Consider the following 15,965-nt stretch of genomic DNA (forward strand, 5'->3'; position numbering starts at 1 on the left):
CATGGGGATTCAGCCTACCTATATGGAGGAGGCCCGACACGATGGGCGCAACAGCGACACCGACCCGACTATCCGAAGCGATTGAGGCTATCGAGGGTGACCGGATCACCACCGATGCCGAACTGTCGGCGTTCCTCGACCGTGCCCGCGCGATAGTCGCGGCGTACCCGATCGAACCCAGCGGCGATATCGCCTCCGCCGCAGTCATGCTCCGCATGTCCAAAGACACCGCCCGCACCAGCGCAGGGGTCGCCCGCGACGACGCGACCAACGGCCAAGCCTGGGGTGTGAAACGCCAGCTCGTGATGGGTGTGCGCACCGCCGAAAATCTGAGGTGGGGAATCGGCGAAATATACTGTGACAATTCGATAACCGCCTCCCGTGACGCCAAGGGACGACGGAAGAAGGCGCGTCCCGAATACGATCGGCTATTGGAAGATATCGCAGCTGGGGATGTGCACGCGGTCATCATGCAGGATCAGGACCGTCTGCAACGTGACCGCGCCGATTACATTGCGTTCGAGCAACTGTGTCGGGTATCGAATTGTCGCTATCTGGTTGGCACCAGTGGTGCGCCGACCGATTTGCACGACATGGACGGCCAGATCATGGCTACGATCAAAGCCGCATTCGCCGAGAAGGATTCACGCCTGAAAGCGAAAAAACTCCGCGAGAAGTACGAGCAGCGGGCGCGAATGGGTGAACCCAATATGGGGGGCACCCGCGCGTACGGGTGGGAGGCCGACAAGGTGACGATGATTCCTGAAGAGGCCGATTTCATTCGTAAGGGCACGCGCCGGTCCCTGGCCGGAGAGTCCTGGCGTTCTATCGCGCAATGGTTGACCGAGAGTGGGGCAACCACGGTCACCGGGGCACGGTGGCGGTCCGCGACAGTGAAACAAATTCTGACCTCGCCACGAAACGCGGGACTTTGCGCGTATCAAGGAGAAATCGTTCGCGCGGCGACATGGGACGCAATCATCACGCCCCAGGATCGGGAAAAGTTGCTTGCGAAGATTGAGGGCAACAAACACAGCAACACCCGCGCGCCGCAGCGCTATGTGCTGGCGGCTCGACTGCGGTGCGGACGATGCGAGAGTCGTTTGTACTCCAAAATCAAATACGTCAAGGGCAAAGATAATCGCCTCAAGAGTGTGCGCCGGTATGTGTGCAAATCCGGCCCGGATTACGACGGATGCGGTCGACTGACGGTTGTTGCCGAACCGGTGGAGAACTTGTTGGCCAATGCCGTATTGGATCGGCTGGATTCGGTGGAGCTGGCCGACGCTGTCGCCGGAAAGGTCGAAGCGGATACGAGTTTGGCGGAGTTGTCCCGGCAAGTGGATGAGGATAAGGCCGAACTCGAGCAGTTGGCGCACATGAAGAAGGCGCGCCGGATCACCATGGCGGAGTGGCTTATTCTGCGCGATGGGATCGAGTCGCGGCTGGACGGCAACCGACGCAAAATAGCGCAGGCCACGGAGACGAGCGAGATTGCCGAGCTCATCGGCCGTGGTGAGGCCCTGCGCAAGGAGTGGCCTGACCTGAGCATCGACCGGCGGCAGTCGATCATCAAGGCAGTGCTTGAGCATGCGGTGATCCTGCCCGGCAAGTCGGGTGCGCGCTCACTCGACGTCGATCGCGTCGACCCGGCCTGGCGATACTAACGCACCACCTCAAGAGGGCCGACCCGAAGCTTTCGGGTCGGCCCCTTCTCGTTTCCAGCTAGCAGACTTCACTCTCAGAGGTCCATACCGAGTTGCAACAGGTCCGAACGGACCTTACAGTGCTCCGTATGGAGCAGATAGATCGGTTGGTTTCCGAGCGGGTGCGGCGCGCCATGTCCGAGGCGGGATTGTGTCCCGAGGACCTGGCCGCGCGTTCCGGGCTTGCGGCGGCTGACCTGCGCGGCCTGCTTGCCGCGCACGGCTCGTTCACGGTCCACGACCTCGGCCGGATCGCTGCGGTAGTGGATTGCCATCTCGTCGACCTCTTTCCTGTGGAGTCGAAATGAGCGGGCTGCCCCCTCTTCCGTGCGACGAGGACGTTTACCGAGCGTGGTTGGCCAAAAGCTGTGCCCGCCACGGGGTTCCGCTCGTCGTGCGCGATCCAGAGACTATCGCCAAGGTGGCCGCGTTACTCGGCGCGCCTGCGCCTCGGCGTCGCTCACGCGCAGCGAAGCCATGACACCCCGGCGGGTTACCCGTACCGCTCCGCTCCCACGTTGTCCTGTGTGCCTGCGTCCGTATCACCCGGACACGCGTGTTCCGCGACTGCCCACGGGCGCGGTATGGCGCTGCGTGGACTGCCGCAACGATCCCGACTTCTCGCCGCTACCGGCCGACGCCGGTAGCGGATGGGCACCCACCACCCGATGGGGTGATGCCGCAGCAGGCTGACCCCCGTTCGACGGCGCTATTAGGCGGGTCCGCCGTAAACCGACCGCCCCCGGTGTGTGCTCACTCGACTAATTCCGTGCGAACCGGCGTACGGCTCACCCCCTTGGATTGATCCCCCAGTGAGGGGTGGGACATAACGAAAAGCCTTGCGTCCCAATGGACGCGGGGCTATCGGCGCTGGGGTAGCAGGCGGTGAGCGGAAAAACTGGGAGGCAAGCGCTGGGAGGCTACCCGGCAAGGCTTGATCTCTAACCATCACCTGAATGTCTATGCACCACAACGGAAATGAGCCAAAACATGAGCACTGACCATCTACTGAATCCACCTCCTGACCTGACGCCAGCACCGAACATGGCCCGCCCCGATCTACTGGCCCCGGCTGATCGGATCGTGGAACGGGGCCGGATCGTTGTAGTCCCGTCCCGTCCCGGCCCGCCGTCTGCTCACCTGGGCCCGCCGCCGGTTGCCCTGGACCCACCCGTCCCGGCGGTGAGTTCGTGAGTTGGTCGGGCCGCCGGGCGCAGGCATTGCGGTTGTTGTGCCTGGCTACCTACGGCAGCACCTGTCATCTGTGCGGGCGGCGCGGCGCGACCACCGCCGACCACGTCATCCCCCGCAGCAAGGGGGGCACGGATGCGCTGGAGAACTTGCGCCCGGCGCACAAGTCCTGCAACAGCTCACGTGGGGACATGTGGTTGCACGAGTGGTACGCCACCCGCCGGTACCAGGCCACTACATCGGCCCCATCTCGAGAGTGGTAGTGCGGCAATGGAACTCGATACCGAAACCTACTGCCGTGGCTGTGGCGCACCACTGGCATGGCGGTTGACCCGCACCAGTGCGCGACTGCTGCCCCTGGACGTGTGGCCGTGCGAGCAAGGCCGCGTGCGGGTGTATGACGACAACTCCGCAACCGTGCTGTCAGGTGGCGAACTGCTGCTCACTCGCGCCCAGGGTGTAGCCCTCTACGCCCACCACGTCGCCGGGCAAGGATGTCCGGACGTGTGGCCCGCCGACGCGGGCCGCGTCGCAGCGGCACGGCTGACCAGATCTTTTGACGCGCGTTCACGTGGACGCCCCGCGCCGGGTTGTCTTTTTTCCCAAGGACGCCTACCCCATGGGGGTAGGAACACCTACCCCGGAGGGGTAGCAGAACCGACAGTGAAGGAACCATGACCAATGCCACGACGACACTCGAAATCACCTGAGCAAGGCCAAGATTCGATGTTCACCGAGTTGCCCGCCACCGATGTGGTGGTGCGGACCGAACCGGGGCGGCACGCCAAGGCCGTTCAGGTGGCGATCGATGCAGCGCGCCGCGATCAGGCGCTGTGTGATGCCGACGAAGCGGCGCTGACGCTGATCCGGTCCGGCGCTTGGGCGCTGGACTCGTTCGAATCCCAGAACAAACCCTACGGCCCCAGCAAACTTCTCGGCCCGGTGCTGGACGCGCTCAAGGAGTTGCGGATGACTCCGGCGACGCGGGCCGCCGCCCAAACAGACACGCTCGAGGAGTTGCTGCGTGACCTCGCCACCCCCGCTACCGCCGACACCACCGCCCCGGTACGCGACACCCCGCGACCCGAGTAGGGCGACGTTCGGCCCTGCTGTCGCGAAAGTCAGTGCGGCACTGGGGCAACCACTCATGCCGTGGCAACGCCAAGTCGCCGATGTCGCTTTGGAGGTGGACGAGCGAGGGCGTTTCGTGCATTCGCTGGTCGTTATCTCGGTGCCGCGCCAGTCCGGAAAGACCACGCTCGTGTTGTCGAATGCGGTGCACCGCTGCCTGTTTCGGCCGAATCAGCGTGCCTGGCATACCGCCCAGACCGGGCAGGACGCACGCGATCAATGGCGGGAGATGGCGGGCCGGTTGTTGCGTTCACCGCTCGAACCGCTGGTCACGGTCAAATGGGGTGCCGGAGATAGCCGGATGATCTTCGCTACTGGGTCGGAGTTGCGTCCACACCCTCCGACTATCGACGCGTTGCACGGAAAACAGTCCGACCTGAACAACATTGACGAATCGTGGACCTTCGATGACGCCCAGGGCGCGGCGCTCATGCAAGCGATCGTGCCGACACAGGCCACCCGCCCCGGTGCTCAGACGATCGTCTTGTCGACCATGGGAACTGCGAATTCCACTTGGTTCCACGCGCTTTCGGACCGTGGCCGCGACCGCGATCCCGGCATGGCGTATTTCGAGTGGTCGATACCCGAGGACGCCGACCCGCTAGACCTCGACGTGGTGGCAGGCTGTCATCCCGCCTACGGGCACACCATCGATATGGATGCTCTGCGGCGGGCGCGAGATCAGTTGGGCGACAAGCCCGGTGAGTTCGCGCGCGCCTACGGCAACCGGCGCACCGGTGCCGGGGAACGGTTGTTTCCGCGCTGGGAGGAAGCCCAGACCAGGGAGCCGTTCCCGGCCGATGTGCGCCCGGCGTTCGGGGCAGCGGTGGCGATCGATCGCAGCGAAACCGCCATCGTGGCCGCCGCGCACGTCGACGGGCTACCGGTGGTGGAGTTGATCGAATGCCGCCCCGGAACCGCGTGGGCGGCACCCCGGTTGCGTCAGCTGGCCGCTACCCACCTCCACCACGGGCTAGCGGTGGACCGGGCCGGACCTTCGGTCACCCTGGCCGATGAGCTGGCGCGTCTGGGGGTGGAGTTGATGCCGATCGTTACCCGTGACATCACCGCCGCCGCCGGGAACCTCCTGGACCGGTTAAACCCGCGCGACGGCGGGCCGATCCGGCTGCGGTTCCGTGCCGATCCGGCGTTCTCGGCCGCCGCCGAGATTGCCGCGTTGCGCCCGGTCGGCGACGCGGTCGCGCTCTCGCGCCGTGCGCCGGGATCGATCGCCAGCCTGGAGGCTGCCGCGTTGGCGGTGTACGCCTTGGAGCATCAACCGCCCCCGGCGGCTGTTCCGGTGAGCGTGTTCGGATGAAGATCCGTACCGATGCGACCGCGCACATGGTGTTGTCGGTGTGTGAGTGCGGGTGGCGCTTCGCTGGCGACTCACACGCCCAGAACGCGCGAGCCGCGCTTGCTCATGCACACGCAGGACACGGCGACGACGGGCGCGCCGTGAAGCGCGCCGCCGACGCGGCCCGTGTCGCGTCGTTTCGCCAGAGTCGCAGATCTCCGCAAGATCGTATGCATGGGAGTCCTGTCCTCACTCAAAGCGATTCGCTCGCTGCCCGATCTCGCAGCAGCAGCGCGTAATTCGCCGAATACGTACCAGGTTTCCTCTCCGTTCTCCCGCTACCCGAACCACCTGAACGACGTGGTGTGGCCCGATTTGGTGGGGCTGGACAACGTCTTGCCGATGACGCGCCTCGAGGCTATGAGCGTGCCCGCGATGGCACGGGCCCGGCGCATCATCGTCGGGTCTATCGCGCGAATGCCGTTGCGCGCCTATCGCGCTGATGTCCTGCTCACCTCCCAGCCGTTGTGGTTGGACCGCACCGACGGCCCCGTGTCGCCGTTTCACCGGATGCTGTGGACGGTGGATGATCTCCTGTTCTACGGGTGGTCGTTGTGGGCACTGACGCGTGACAGTTCGGGTCTGGTGATCGAAGCTGGCAGGATTGCTTGGGAGCGTTGGGAATTCGATACCGCTGGGCGGATCGTGGTGGACGGGGAACTGGCCGCCGACGCCGATGTATGCCTGATCCCTGGCGTGGACGAGGGTGTGCTGTGGTTCGGTCAGCGTGCGATCCGCCACGCCTCCAAACTCATTCGGGCTGCTGACAAGGTTGCCGACACCCCCGCCGCGAACCTGGAACTACACCAGACCACTGATGCGCCGATGACGCGCGAGCAAATTAATGCGCTGGTCGCTGATTGGGCGGCTGCTCGGCGTGGCGCGAACGGTGGCGTCGCCTACACCAACAGCGCTATCGAGCTCCGTGAGCACGGCGCACCGGACGGGCATCTGTTGATCGAGGGCCGCAACGCGGCGGCCGTCGATATCGCGCGTGCCGCCGGAATTCCGGCCGCTTCGATCGATGCGACCGGGCCCACGGCGTCGCTGACCTATGAGACCACCCAGAGCAGAAATATCGAGCTCGTGGATTACGGGTTGGCCCCGTACATGTCGGCGATCTCCGCACGCCTGGGCATGGACGACATGATCCCGCGCGGTTGCCGGATCGCCTTTGATGCAGAGGATTTCGTCGGGCCCACGACACGCGTGCAGGTACCCGACGACGGCGGACCAGGCCCCGCCCGATCCGCCCCGGCTGCTCCCGGTGCTCCTACCCCGGCTCCGGGTTCTGCCACCCCTGCCACTGCTTCGGCGGGAGTGCGGTCGTGATGTGGCTGAGCGTGCTGGCCCTCGTTATAGCGTCCACGGCCCTAGTGGCGGTCGGTGCGGTGGTGGTGGTGCTGTCGTGGATCGTGCAGGTACTGGCCGCCGCTGACACCCCCGATCGGCACGACCAGGAGGGCACCCAGTGAGCCAAACACTGTGCACCCTGGCCAAGGTCGCTGACCTGTCCGCCGACGCGGCGCGGCGGGTGATTACCGGGCTGGCGCTCCCGTATGGCGTGGTGGGGCGTACCGATCGCGGTCCGGTCACGGTGGAGGCGGGCGCGGTCACGATTCCCGCTGATCTGCGCTGGGTCAAGCTGTACCGCGACCACCGCAACCCCGACGGCTCCGGGACCCCGGTCGGCTACGTCAGCGCCGCCACCGACACCCCCACCGGGCTCGCGCTGACGTTCCGTGTCGGCTCTGGCGCCGACGGTGATCTAGCGCTCTCCGATGCCGCCGAAGGCATCCGCGACGCCCTGTCGGTCGAACTCTCGGCGGTGCAGCTGTCCCCGGACGGATCGCGCGTCGTCTCCGCCGTCCTCGAAGCCGTCGCGCTGGTCGCCATCCCCGCGTTCGCCGATGCTCGCGTGCACAGCGTGCAGGCCGCCCGCCCCGGACCTGATGAAACCCCCACTCTCGCAACGAAGGAACCCACCATGAACGCACCTGCCACCGATTTCCCCGCCGACAGGGTCACCGTGGATTCGACCGCCGGGGCACTGCCGGCCGAATCGCCTGCCCGGTATGCCGGCACCGAACCTGCCCTGTCGGCCACCGCCGCCGCACCGTACGGGTTGCACGCCGCACGCACCCAGCCACGCCCGATGTCCTGGGCGCAGGTGTGCGACACCCTGCACGCTGCCCGTCACGGCGATGCCACCCTGTCGGCCGCGCTGGTCGATATCACCCGCTCGGCCAACCCGTGGGTCAGCCCCGACGGATGGGTTGGGGAGGTGTGGTCCGGTGTCGCCTACGAACGGGCCGTAGTCCCGTTGCTCAACCCCGACGTACTCACCCATTGGAAGGTCACCGGATGGCGGTGGAAGACCCGCCCGGTGGTGAAGGATTACGCGGGCGACAAGACCGAGGTCCCTTCGGGTCCGGCCGTGACCGAAACCGTTGCGGTGGAGGCCAAACGGCTTGCCGGGGCACACGACCTCGATAGGAAGTTTTTCGATTTCAATGATCAGGCGTTCATCGCGTCGTATTTCCGGGCTATGGCCGAGTCGTATGCGTATGAATCCGACCAGCGCGCAGCAAGTTTCGTCATGAGCTCGGCGACGGCGGCCGGTAGCGCGCCGAGTTTGTTGAAGGCGGTGGCCAAGGGCAAGACGTTCCTGAAACTCCAAGCGCGCACCCGCGCGTCCTACGTGCTGGTCAGCCCGACCGACCTCGAGGCGCTGATCGATGTCACGCGTGACAACTTGCCCGCCTACCTCGAACTACTCGGCATCGATCCCCGAAACTTCGTCGACAGCGAATTCGTGCCTGCGGGAACGGTTGTCGTAGGCGCACGTCCCGCCGCGACGTTCTACGAACTGGCGGGCTCACCGATCCGGGTGGAAACCGTCGACATCGCACGCGGCGGCCGCGACGGCGCTTTGTTCGGCTACTGGGCCGGACTGCTGCACAGCGCCAAGGGCATCGCCAAGGTCACCATCACTGCGCCGACGGCATAGGAGCCCTGGGCCGTGACTACCCCGATGCAGACGCCAGCGACCGAAGCGGCGGTGAAAACCTATCTACGCCTTGCCGATCCCAGTGACGACGCGGACGTGACGACGGTCGTCAACGCCGTGAATTCACTTATGGTCCAGTGGTTTTCGGCACCGATACCGCCGCAACTGTGGCCCGAGTCCAAACGCCAGGGCGCGGTGATGTTGGCCGCACGATTGTTCCGTCGTCGCAACAGCCCCGCCGGAGTCGAAAGTTTCGGGGAGCTGGGTCCGATCTACGTGCAGCGCAACGACCCTGACCTGGCCATCCTTTTGGGATTGGGTAGCTATGCGCGTCCGGCGGTGGGCTAACCGATGACTGAGCTCGATATCACCGCAGTACTCGGCGGTGTCGTTGCCGCGCTCCGTAGGGCTGGCGTGCGGGCAGGAGTCGACCCGCGCGACCTCAACCCTCCGTGCGCGTGGGTCACCGGCCGATCCATCGCCCATGACCTACTCGGCGGTGGCGGCACGGTCACCGCCGACGTGTACCTGATCGCCCCGGATACCGGTGCAGCCCAAGCTCTCTGGGCGCTGTCCGGGATGCTCACCAAGGCGTTGACCGTGTTGGAACCGGATGGGGATACCTCGCTGTCCGAGCGTGTCACCTTGCCCGGCGGTGGCGGGCCCTTGCCTGCGTTCCGTCTCACCCTCGACATCGAAACCTGTTAGGAGACAACACCTATGCCCGCTAGATCCTTCAAGATGGGCCCCGGCACGCTCACCCTGGGAGCGACCGGCACCCTGATCGATATTTCGTGCCAGATCACCAGTGCCGTGCTCAAGCCCGACAAGGACAAGGAGGACGATTTACGCACGCTCTGTGGTGATGTGGTGCCCGGTGAGATCACCTACAGCTGGACGCTCAACGCGACCATCGTGCAAGACCTGTCCACGGGCGGCATCAACGAATGGTCACTGACCCACGCGGGTGAACAGCAGCCGTTCAAGTTCGTGCCGAACACGTTGCTGGACAGAGGATTTCAGGGGACATTGACTGTCGACCCGTTGTCGATCGGTGGGGAAGTCAAGACCAGGCCGACCGCTGAGGTGGAATGGTCGCTGGTCGGGCAACCCACTCCCTACGACCCGACTCCCACCCCGTAATGCCCTCGGTACACGTGCAGGGCGCGGCACGGCTCGAGGCCACGCTGCGCCGCGCTGCGGCGGGTATGGACGAGCTACGTCAGGTGCACCGGGCCGCCGCCGCGATGGTGGCGGTGCGGGCCCGCTCGCTGGCACCGCACCGCAGCGGCCGACTCGTCGGCACCGTGCGGGTATCGGGTACCCGACGCGGCGGGATGGTGCGCGTCGGCGACAACACCACCCCGTACGCGGGCCCGATCCATTGGGGCTGGCCCGCCCGCGCCATCGCCGCTGATCCGTTCGTGGCCCGTGCCGCGCAACAGAGCGAACCGGGGTGGGTGGGGCTGTATGCCCGCCACCGCGACGAACTACTAGACCAAGTCAAAGGACTCTAGAAATGGCTGTATCCAGGATTGTTGTCGATATCGCGATGCTCGACGGCACCGAACACCACGGCATCGAAACCACCGTGGCCGACCAGATGGCCTACGCCCGCACGCGGCGCACCCACAACTGGGACACCCCCCAAGACGACCCGCTGACGTTCCTCAACTTTCTCGGCTACGCCGCGCTGCGCCGACTCGGGTTGTTCCCCGGCAGTTGGGACGAGTTCGTCACCGCCGCCGCCGCTGTGTCGGAGGCAGGACAACACGTGGTGGACCCTACGAACCCGGCTCCGTCGAACGACTGATAGTCGAACTCGCCATTGCCACGAAAACCATGCCGTCGCAATGGCTTACGGAGCCAGACGAGATCATCGCCACCGCCATAGCCGTGCTCGAAGAGTCGGCCGAACGAGCCAGAGAAGGAGGGTAAGCCGATGGCCAATCGCACGGCGATATTGTCGGTGCGCATCCTCGGCGACGGGTCGGCCGCGCGCCGCGAACTCGACCGCACCGCCCGTGCCGTCGCCGGATTCGCCACCGCCACAATAAAACTCGCCGCCCTCACCTCCGCTATCGGGTTCGCCGTTGGCGCGGTCGGCAACCTCGGCGTCGGCCTGGTCGGACTCGGGCTGCTCGCCGCCCCTGCCCTGGCTGCGGTCAAGGTGGGCATGGAGGGTATCAAACAGGCCGCCCAGACAGCGGCCCCGGCGCTGGCGCGATTACGTGAGGCCGTCTCCGCGACGTTCGCGCGTGAGATGGCCCCGGCGTTTGCCCAACTGTCCGGGCTGCTCGACCGGATCACCCCGGCAATGACCGGAATCGCCTCCGCCGTGTCGGGGGTGTTCCGGGCTGTCGTTGCCCAGCTGACCGGTCCCGGTGCCGCCGCGATCGATCGAATCCTTTCTGGTGCAAAGACATTCGTCGCTAGCCTGACCCCCGGTCTGACGAAACTGACCCAAGGCTTACTCGACCTCGGCGCGTCCGCCGCGTCGGTCGCAGGCCGGATCGGCACAGCGTTCGGGGGTGTGCTCGGCGCGATCGGCGCGGCGTTCTCCCGTCTCGCCGCCGACGGCACCCTGACCAGACTGTTCGCCGGGTTCGCCCAAGCACTCTCGGGTCTGGGCGCGCTGATCGGACCCGTGGTCGTGTTGTTCGCTCGTCTCGGCGCTGTCGTAGGCCCGGCCCTGGGGTCCGCATTCGCCAGCATCGGACGCGTAATCACCAGTGTCACACCATATTTGGAGAAGATGGCCGCCACCGTTGGTGGCGCGCTGACCGGCGCGCTCAACGCATTGATCAGCACCGGCGCGCTCCCGCAGATCGCCCGTGCCCTCTCCGCTGTGACGGCGGCCGTGGCCCCACTGGTGCCGCCATTGGCCCGGTTGGCGGGCATCCTCGCCGCCGGACTGGCACAGCTGGTGTCGGCACTGGCCCCGTCCTTCGCTGCCGTGGTCAAATCACTTGCAGGAGGCCTTGTTTCGATCCTGCCGACCGTGGCGGATCTGTTCGCCCGCCTGGTGCCCGTGGTGGCCCAGATTGCCGCCGAGATCGCCGGATCGCTCATGCAGGCGATCAAGATGTTGGTCGACAGTGGCGTGCTGACGCTGATCGCTCGCGCGTTCACCGATCTCTTACGGGCCGTCGCCCCGCTGCTCCCGCACCTGGTCCGCCTGGCGGGCATCCTGGCCGCCGGACTGCTACAAGCAGTCTCCTCGCTGGCCCCGCTGTTCGTGGCACTGGCGAAATCCCTTGCCGGAGGACTCGCTTCGATCCTGCCCACGATCGCTAACCTGTTCGCGCGGCTGGTGCCCGTGGTGCAGCAGGTTGCTACCGAGATCGCCGGATCGCTCGTGGCAGCGATCAAGATGTTGGTCGACAGTGGCGTGCTCCCGGTACTGGTCGGCGCATTCTCTGATCTGATCGTGGCCGTAGTCCCGCTGGTACCGCCCCTGGTGCGGCTGGCCGCCTCGATCCTGCCGCTACTGGCCAAAGCCATGATCGCCGCCACTCCGGTGGTCGTGACCGTGGTCAAGGCCCTCACATCGCTAGCGAACATAATTGTCAGCCAAGCCAATCCGCTGATAGAAAAGTTCACCGCGGGAGTGGCCCGCGTGCCCGAGGTGCTCTCGAAGATGGCGGGCCCGGCCCGCTCGGCGTTCGAGGCGATCCGCTCGGCGATCACCGCCGTCGTGAACGCGGTCCGGTCGCTGCTGAGCGTCCTGGGCTCATTGCGGTGGCCCTCCCCGCCCTCGTGGCTCAAGAAGTTTTTCGGCGGGCGCGCTGCCGAGTTGACCGCAATACCCACCGGTGCCGACGTGGTGCGGTTCCTGCCCACCGGGTTCGACGCCTTCGCCGCGCCGGGGCCCGAGCTCCGTGCCGCCGCGCCGACGCTGGCGGGGTGGGTCGGAGCCGTCGCGGCCGCGCCGCCGCCGCAGGTCACCAACATCCACATCACCATCAACGGCGCAGTCGACCCGCAATCGACCGCCCAGCAAATCCAGCGGGTTCTCCGCGCCCGCAACATCACCGTGGGCGCGTCGGCCGCGATCAACCTCAAGGTGGCATGACATGGCTTTCGATCCCACTCCCTATCTCCTCATCGACGGCGAACGCGTGGAATGTGCAGGCGCGCAGGCTGATACGGCCCCACTCGCATTGGACGGGATCACGGTCGACTGGGGCAGAAGCGAATACCTCTCCCACGCCCGACCCGCCACCGCGCAACTGTCCATCCTCGACCGGACCGGAACCTGGGCCGAGAAGTTCGCGACAACGACCGTGATCGGCCGCCGGATCGAACTGTGGTGGGAACACCCCGAACCCGCGTCGCTGCGCTGGTTCGCCGGACGCATCACCGCCGCCACCGCCACCCCGCAAGGCACCCACGGATGGGTGCTGGCGATCACCGCCGCCGCCCGTGACGCAGACCTGGGCAACGTCGTCATGTCGACACCGGGCACCTGGCCCACCGAAACCATGATCACCCGCGCCAACCGCATAGCCCAAGCAGCCGCACCCGCCGAGATCGATGCCTTCTACATCTACCCCGGCGCGACCGAGCACCCCTGTTCGCCCCTGGATGTAGGCGACCGGGACCTGCACGGGCTCGTCGACGAAATGTACATGTCCGCAGGCGATACCTACTCCTATCAGCCCCACACCAACGTCATACGTCACCTCTACCGCCGCAACCACGACGTAGCCGCCTACCTGGTCCAGATGCCCGACGGACTGATCTACATCCAGACCGGCGATATCGCCTACGACGGGCAAACCTACAAAGGCACCGGACTGCCAGGACACCAGACCAGCACCGACGACGGCATCCAACTCGCCCCCAACTCCGTCATCAACCGAGTCCAGGTCAACTGGAAAGACACCGACGGTGGCGACCGAACCACCTTCGCCATCACCGCCGACGGCGACACCCACGGCCGCCGCACCCTCCAATTCGCCTCCTGGTTCAACAACGACGCACACATCGAACCCATGGTGACCGAAGTACTCAACCGAGCCCAATACGAAGGCGCACTACCCCCACACCCACCGATCACCTGGGATACCCGCCGCACCAAAGGATTTCACACCCGCACCGAAGCTGAGCAATTCACCCTCGCCGCCGAAACCCAAGCGGTGACCTATGTTTCGTCTTCCCTCTACACCGCGTGGCTGCCCCAGCTGTGGCCCGTGTTCGCCATCATCGGCGGCACCATCACCTACGACCACGGATGGATCATCACCACCACACTGCAACACGTGTGGAAAACCAACCCCACGCCCCAAGTCACCTGGGCAGACCTCGACAAAAACCTCCCATGGTCCACCGGCGCACCCCGACAACTATCGGAGTCCGTCAGCTGGAACGACCTGCGTTACCTCACCCACCCCGGCGTCTACACGCCCTCCTAGGAGCCTGACCGTGCCCGGCGAAACACCCCGTTACCGCTTCCCCTACCCGGACGAAACCGACGCCATATGGCAAGGTGCACAACAAATCCGGTCCCTCGCTACCGCGATAGAGTCGACCCTTTCCCAGACCAGCATTCCGCCCGGTTCCGGCGCGCCGCCGTCGGTGTCGGCAGTACGCACGACAGCCATGAACATCAACAACGGCGTCGACACGACCGTGACCTGGCAAACCGCCGAATGGGACACCCGGCCAGGCGGACAAGCCCAGTACTCGACAAACGGGCTCACCTGCCGGGTGGCAGGGCTCTACCTCATCGAAGCCGTATGGACCTGGGCCGCCAACACCAACGGACGCCGCGCCGTCAAGATCACCAAGAACGCCGGGAGCGCTGGAGCCGTCCTCGCCCGCGCCGACAACGCCAACGCCTGGGACAACATCACCACCTGCACCGGCACCCGCCGACTCGCCGCCGGAGACGAACTCCGCCTACTCGTCACCCAAGACAGCGGAGCCGTCCTCACCGGCGGACAAGCCATGTTCGACCTACGCGGACGACTCACCATGACCTACCTACGCGCCGCACCGTAGCTGCGAGCCTGTGCGACGCGCACTGGTCAGCATGATTGAACCTGGGGCGAAGTAGACGAGGTCAAGCCTTGCCGGGGAACCTTCGATCCATTGCCTGATACAAATCCCGCATATAAGCAACCAAACGTGAACCGGGCGTACCCTTCCCCACATTCATTACCCGTTGCGCTAACGTTGATGCTTTTTCGGGCTCACCGATACCGGCATACGACCACGCCAGTTCGGCCAGGTACCAGGTGGCCCATTCAGATTCCATCGTTTTCGTATCGAACCCTTTGAGACCGTGTTCCAAAGCTCTGACAGCTTTACCCCATTGCCTTGCATGTCGGTAAGCCATACCGCGTTGCATGTGGATAAACGAATCGCTGTAAAAGTATTGAGCATCCGGTTTATCCGGGTCACCCAACAGGATTAGATCCGTCGCGGCATCCAACCGGGATTCCATCCCGTCGATGTCGCCCTCCATGCCTAAACCGCGTGCTTCCTGCTGTACCGCAAGAGCCAATACTGTACGGGACAAGTTCTTCGGGTTTCGTTGAGCGGCCCGGGATAAACCCACGGTTGCCCCGATGTCACCAGCCATCCACGCCACATGTCCACGCATAGCTAACGTGGTTGACACCATATCCGGATTCCCTGCCTCTTCGGCTAATTCCAGAGCTTCCCGATAGTGATGGATTGCGGCATCGTGGTGTCCTAGTGATGCGTTTAACCAGCCATGGAACTGTGCCCAGCCGCTCGCAGTATCAACTAGGGGTATACGGGCCGTAGAGGTGGCCTCCCGGGCAAGGGCAGCACTAATCTTGGCTTGACGAATCGTCACGGGAAGTACCAGTTTGGACCCTATTTCGTCCTCTAACCGTCTGGTGTCGGATAAAAGAGTCTGTAAATCGGTGGCAAGTTCCCCGTCCGCATAGCGACGATTCTGGAGTGCTGCTGTCTCGTGAGGCGTAAACGGGTCCGGTTCGATCAAGGACTCGAACAGTGCAAATAGTGCACCGTCGGCGTTCAAGGCGGCATCCAACCGTGTGACGATATCGGCCGGGGGTTTCCGTCTCCCGTTTTCGAATCGCGACAGGGCGGACGGGTCGTACAGGATTTGTTTGCCGAGTTGGCGAACGGACAAGCCCTGCTGTTCCCGGAGACGGCGAAGTTCCGCCCCGAATGCGCTCCAATCCCCAACGGTCACAACAGGTTTTACCCCTTCTGATCTGTGTTGCAACGGGTTTGGCCACATGCTGGCCACACGTTAAGGGTATAAGAGATTGCCTGCTCAGAGCATGATTTGTGTCATGAGCGAAGGAACGCAAGCGGAAGTGGATGCGGTAGCCGATGCTTGGCGGCGGAAACGCCAGAAGGGGGCGAAGATGTCCGAGGAATGGTCAGCATCGGTTCAGGCTGCGATCCAGCGAGCGGCTAGCGCCGGGTACATGTTGGCACCTCGGGGGGTGCCCCCGTTTGGGTGGGTGTTGGCGAATACGGCTGATGAGACCGTGGCGGAGGGTCACTTGTCTGTGTGTGAGGCTGAGATGGACCGTCGAGGGCTTTGATGCGGTTGATCGCC

At 65.0% G+C, this 15,965-nt stretch carries 17 protein-coding genes; 16 read left to right on the forward strand and 1 reads right to left on the reverse strand.

The genetic code is table 11. The annotated features are described in order from the left end of the window. Positions 1-41: 41 nt before the first annotated feature. From NA11_RS02680 to NA11_RS02745, 16 genes are all read left to right on the forward strand, one after another. Positions 42-1,667 carry a recombinase family protein gene (locus NA11_RS02680; protein WP_084653992.1) on the forward strand — a complete coding sequence of 542 codons (1,626 nt, stop codon included), beginning with the start codon at positions 42-44 and terminating at the stop codon, positions 1,665-1,667. Positions 1,668-1,795: 128 nt separating this feature from the next. Further along, on the forward strand, positions 1,796-2,014 hold the full coding sequence (locus tag NA11_RS44600) for an XRE family transcriptional regulator (RefSeq protein WP_141717358.1): 219 nt from the start codon (positions 1,796-1,798) through the stop codon (positions 2,012-2,014). An 882-nt stretch (positions 2,015-2,896) separates the two neighbouring features. Beyond that, complete coding sequence (locus NA11_RS43710; protein WP_084653994.1) at positions 2,897-3,160, forward strand: HNH endonuclease; 264 nt, start codon at positions 2,897-2,899, stop codon at positions 3,158-3,160. Positions 3,161-3,623: 463 nt separating this feature from the next. After that, positions 3,624-3,989, forward strand: coding sequence for a hypothetical protein (locus tag NA11_RS02690; RefSeq protein WP_069160073.1), 366 nt, complete (start codon positions 3,624-3,626; stop codon positions 3,987-3,989). After that, on the forward strand, positions 3,922-5,346 hold the full coding sequence (locus tag NA11_RS02695) for a terminase large subunit domain-containing protein (protein WP_218023225.1): 1,425 nt from the start codon (positions 3,922-3,924) through the stop codon (positions 5,344-5,346). The genes NA11_RS02690 and NA11_RS02695 overlap by 68 nt, the downstream gene beginning before the upstream one ends. A gap of 213 nt (positions 5,347-5,559) precedes the next feature. After that, the gene (locus NA11_RS02700) at positions 5,560-6,717 is read left to right on the forward strand and encodes a phage portal protein (RefSeq protein WP_069160075.1); all 1,158 of its coding nucleotides are present in this window, start codon (positions 5,560-5,562) and stop codon (positions 6,715-6,717) included. Then, positions 6,714-6,860: a hypothetical protein gene (locus NA11_RS45445; protein ID WP_167837539.1), complete on the forward strand. Its 147-nt coding sequence runs from the start codon at positions 6,714-6,716 to the stop codon at positions 6,858-6,860. The genes NA11_RS02700 and NA11_RS45445 overlap by 4 nt, the downstream gene beginning before the upstream one ends. Beyond that, complete coding sequence (locus NA11_RS02705) at positions 6,857-8,395, forward strand: phage major capsid protein (protein WP_069160076.1); 1,539 nt, start codon at positions 6,857-6,859, stop codon at positions 8,393-8,395. The genes NA11_RS45445 and NA11_RS02705 overlap by 4 nt, the downstream gene beginning before the upstream one ends. Positions 8,396-8,407: 12 nt before the next feature. Beyond that, positions 8,408-8,743 (forward strand): hypothetical protein, encoded by a 336-nt coding sequence (locus NA11_RS02710; protein ID WP_084653996.1) that lies wholly within the window; start codon positions 8,408-8,410, stop codon positions 8,741-8,743. A gap of 3 nt (positions 8,744-8,746) precedes the next feature. Continuing rightward, the gene (locus tag NA11_RS02715; protein WP_069160078.1) at positions 8,747-9,103 is read left to right on the forward strand and encodes a hypothetical protein; all 357 of its coding nucleotides are present in this window, start codon (positions 8,747-8,749) and stop codon (positions 9,101-9,103) included. 12 nt (positions 9,104-9,115) lie between these two features. Further along, the gene (locus tag NA11_RS02720; RefSeq protein WP_069160079.1) at positions 9,116-9,538 is read left to right on the forward strand and encodes a hypothetical protein; all 423 of its coding nucleotides are present in this window, start codon (positions 9,116-9,118) and stop codon (positions 9,536-9,538) included. Next, entirely contained in the window at positions 9,538-9,912 is a 375-nt protein-coding gene (locus NA11_RS02725; protein WP_069160080.1) for a hypothetical protein, read from the forward strand. The genes NA11_RS02720 and NA11_RS02725 overlap by 1 nt, the downstream gene beginning before the upstream one ends. Before the next feature lie 2 nt (positions 9,913-9,914). Then, entirely contained in the window at positions 9,915-10,208 is a 294-nt protein-coding gene (locus tag NA11_RS02730) for a hypothetical protein (protein ID WP_069160081.1), read from the forward strand. 129 nt (positions 10,209-10,337) lie between these two features. Next, positions 10,338-12,470, forward strand: coding sequence for a phage tail family protein (locus NA11_RS02735; RefSeq protein ID WP_069160082.1), 2,133 nt, complete (start codon positions 10,338-10,340; stop codon positions 12,468-12,470). A gap of 1 nt (position 12,471) precedes the next feature. Then, on the forward strand, positions 12,472-13,812 hold the full coding sequence (locus NA11_RS02740; protein WP_069160083.1) for a hypothetical protein: 1,341 nt from the start codon (positions 12,472-12,474) through the stop codon (positions 13,810-13,812). Between the two features lie 187 nt (positions 13,813-13,999). After that, positions 14,000-14,401: a hypothetical protein gene (locus tag NA11_RS02745; RefSeq protein WP_069160084.1), complete on the forward strand. Its 402-nt coding sequence runs from the start codon at positions 14,000-14,002 to the stop codon at positions 14,399-14,401. A 61-nt stretch (positions 14,402-14,462) separates the two neighbouring features. On the opposite strand, the gene NA11_RS43715 is transcribed toward NA11_RS02745, so the two are convergent. Continuing rightward, positions 14,463-15,638 carry a helix-turn-helix domain-containing protein gene (locus NA11_RS43715; protein ID WP_245745696.1) on the reverse strand — a complete coding sequence of 392 codons (1,176 nt, stop codon included), beginning with the start codon at positions 15,636-15,638 and terminating at the stop codon, positions 14,463-14,465. Positions 15,639-15,965 lie beyond the last annotated feature (327 nt).

This window comes from Nocardia altamirensis NBRC 108246 (genome assembly GCF_001612685.1).
Taxonomy (GTDB): Bacteria; Actinomycetota; Actinomycetes; order Mycobacteriales; family Mycobacteriaceae; genus Nocardia; species Nocardia altamirensis.

What these genes read in the sequence shown, in the direction of transcription:
- NA11_RS02680 (WP_084653992.1), top strand. Translation starts at nt 42, where the DNA reads ATGGGCGCAACAGCGACACCGACCCGACTATCCGAAGCGATTGAGGCT.
- NA11_RS44600 (WP_141717358.1), top strand. Translation starts at nt 1,796, where the DNA reads ATGGAGCAGATAGATCGGTTGGTTTCCGAGCGGGTGCGGCGCGCCATG.
- NA11_RS02690 (WP_069160073.1), top strand. Translation starts at nt 3,624, where the DNA reads ATGTTCACCGAGTTGCCCGCCACCGATGTGGTGGTGCGGACCGAACCG.
- NA11_RS02700 (WP_069160075.1), top strand. Translation starts at nt 5,560, where the DNA reads ATGGGAGTCCTGTCCTCACTCAAAGCGATTCGCTCGCTGCCCGATCTC.
- NA11_RS02715 (WP_069160078.1), top strand. Translation starts at nt 8,747, where the DNA reads ATGACTGAGCTCGATATCACCGCAGTACTCGGCGGTGTCGTTGCCGCG.
- NA11_RS02720 (WP_069160079.1), top strand. Translation starts at nt 9,116, where the DNA reads ATGCCCGCTAGATCCTTCAAGATGGGCCCCGGCACGCTCACCCTGGGA.
- NA11_RS02725 (WP_069160080.1), top strand. Translation starts at nt 9,538, where the DNA reads ATGCCCTCGGTACACGTGCAGGGCGCGGCACGGCTCGAGGCCACGCTG.
- NA11_RS02730 (WP_069160081.1), top strand. Translation starts at nt 9,915, where the DNA reads ATGGCTGTATCCAGGATTGTTGTCGATATCGCGATGCTCGACGGCACC.
- NA11_RS02735 (WP_069160082.1), top strand. Translation starts at nt 10,338, where the DNA reads ATGGCCAATCGCACGGCGATATTGTCGGTGCGCATCCTCGGCGACGGG.
- NA11_RS02740 (WP_069160083.1), top strand. Translation starts at nt 12,472, where the DNA reads ATGGCTTTCGATCCCACTCCCTATCTCCTCATCGACGGCGAACGCGTG.
- NA11_RS02745 (WP_069160084.1), top strand. Translation starts at nt 14,000, where the DNA reads ATGAACATCAACAACGGCGTCGACACGACCGTGACCTGGCAAACCGCC.
- NA11_RS43715 (WP_245745696.1), bottom strand. Translation starts at nt 15,638, where the DNA reads ATGTGGCCAAACCCGTTGCAACACAGATCAGAAGGGGTAAAACCTGTT.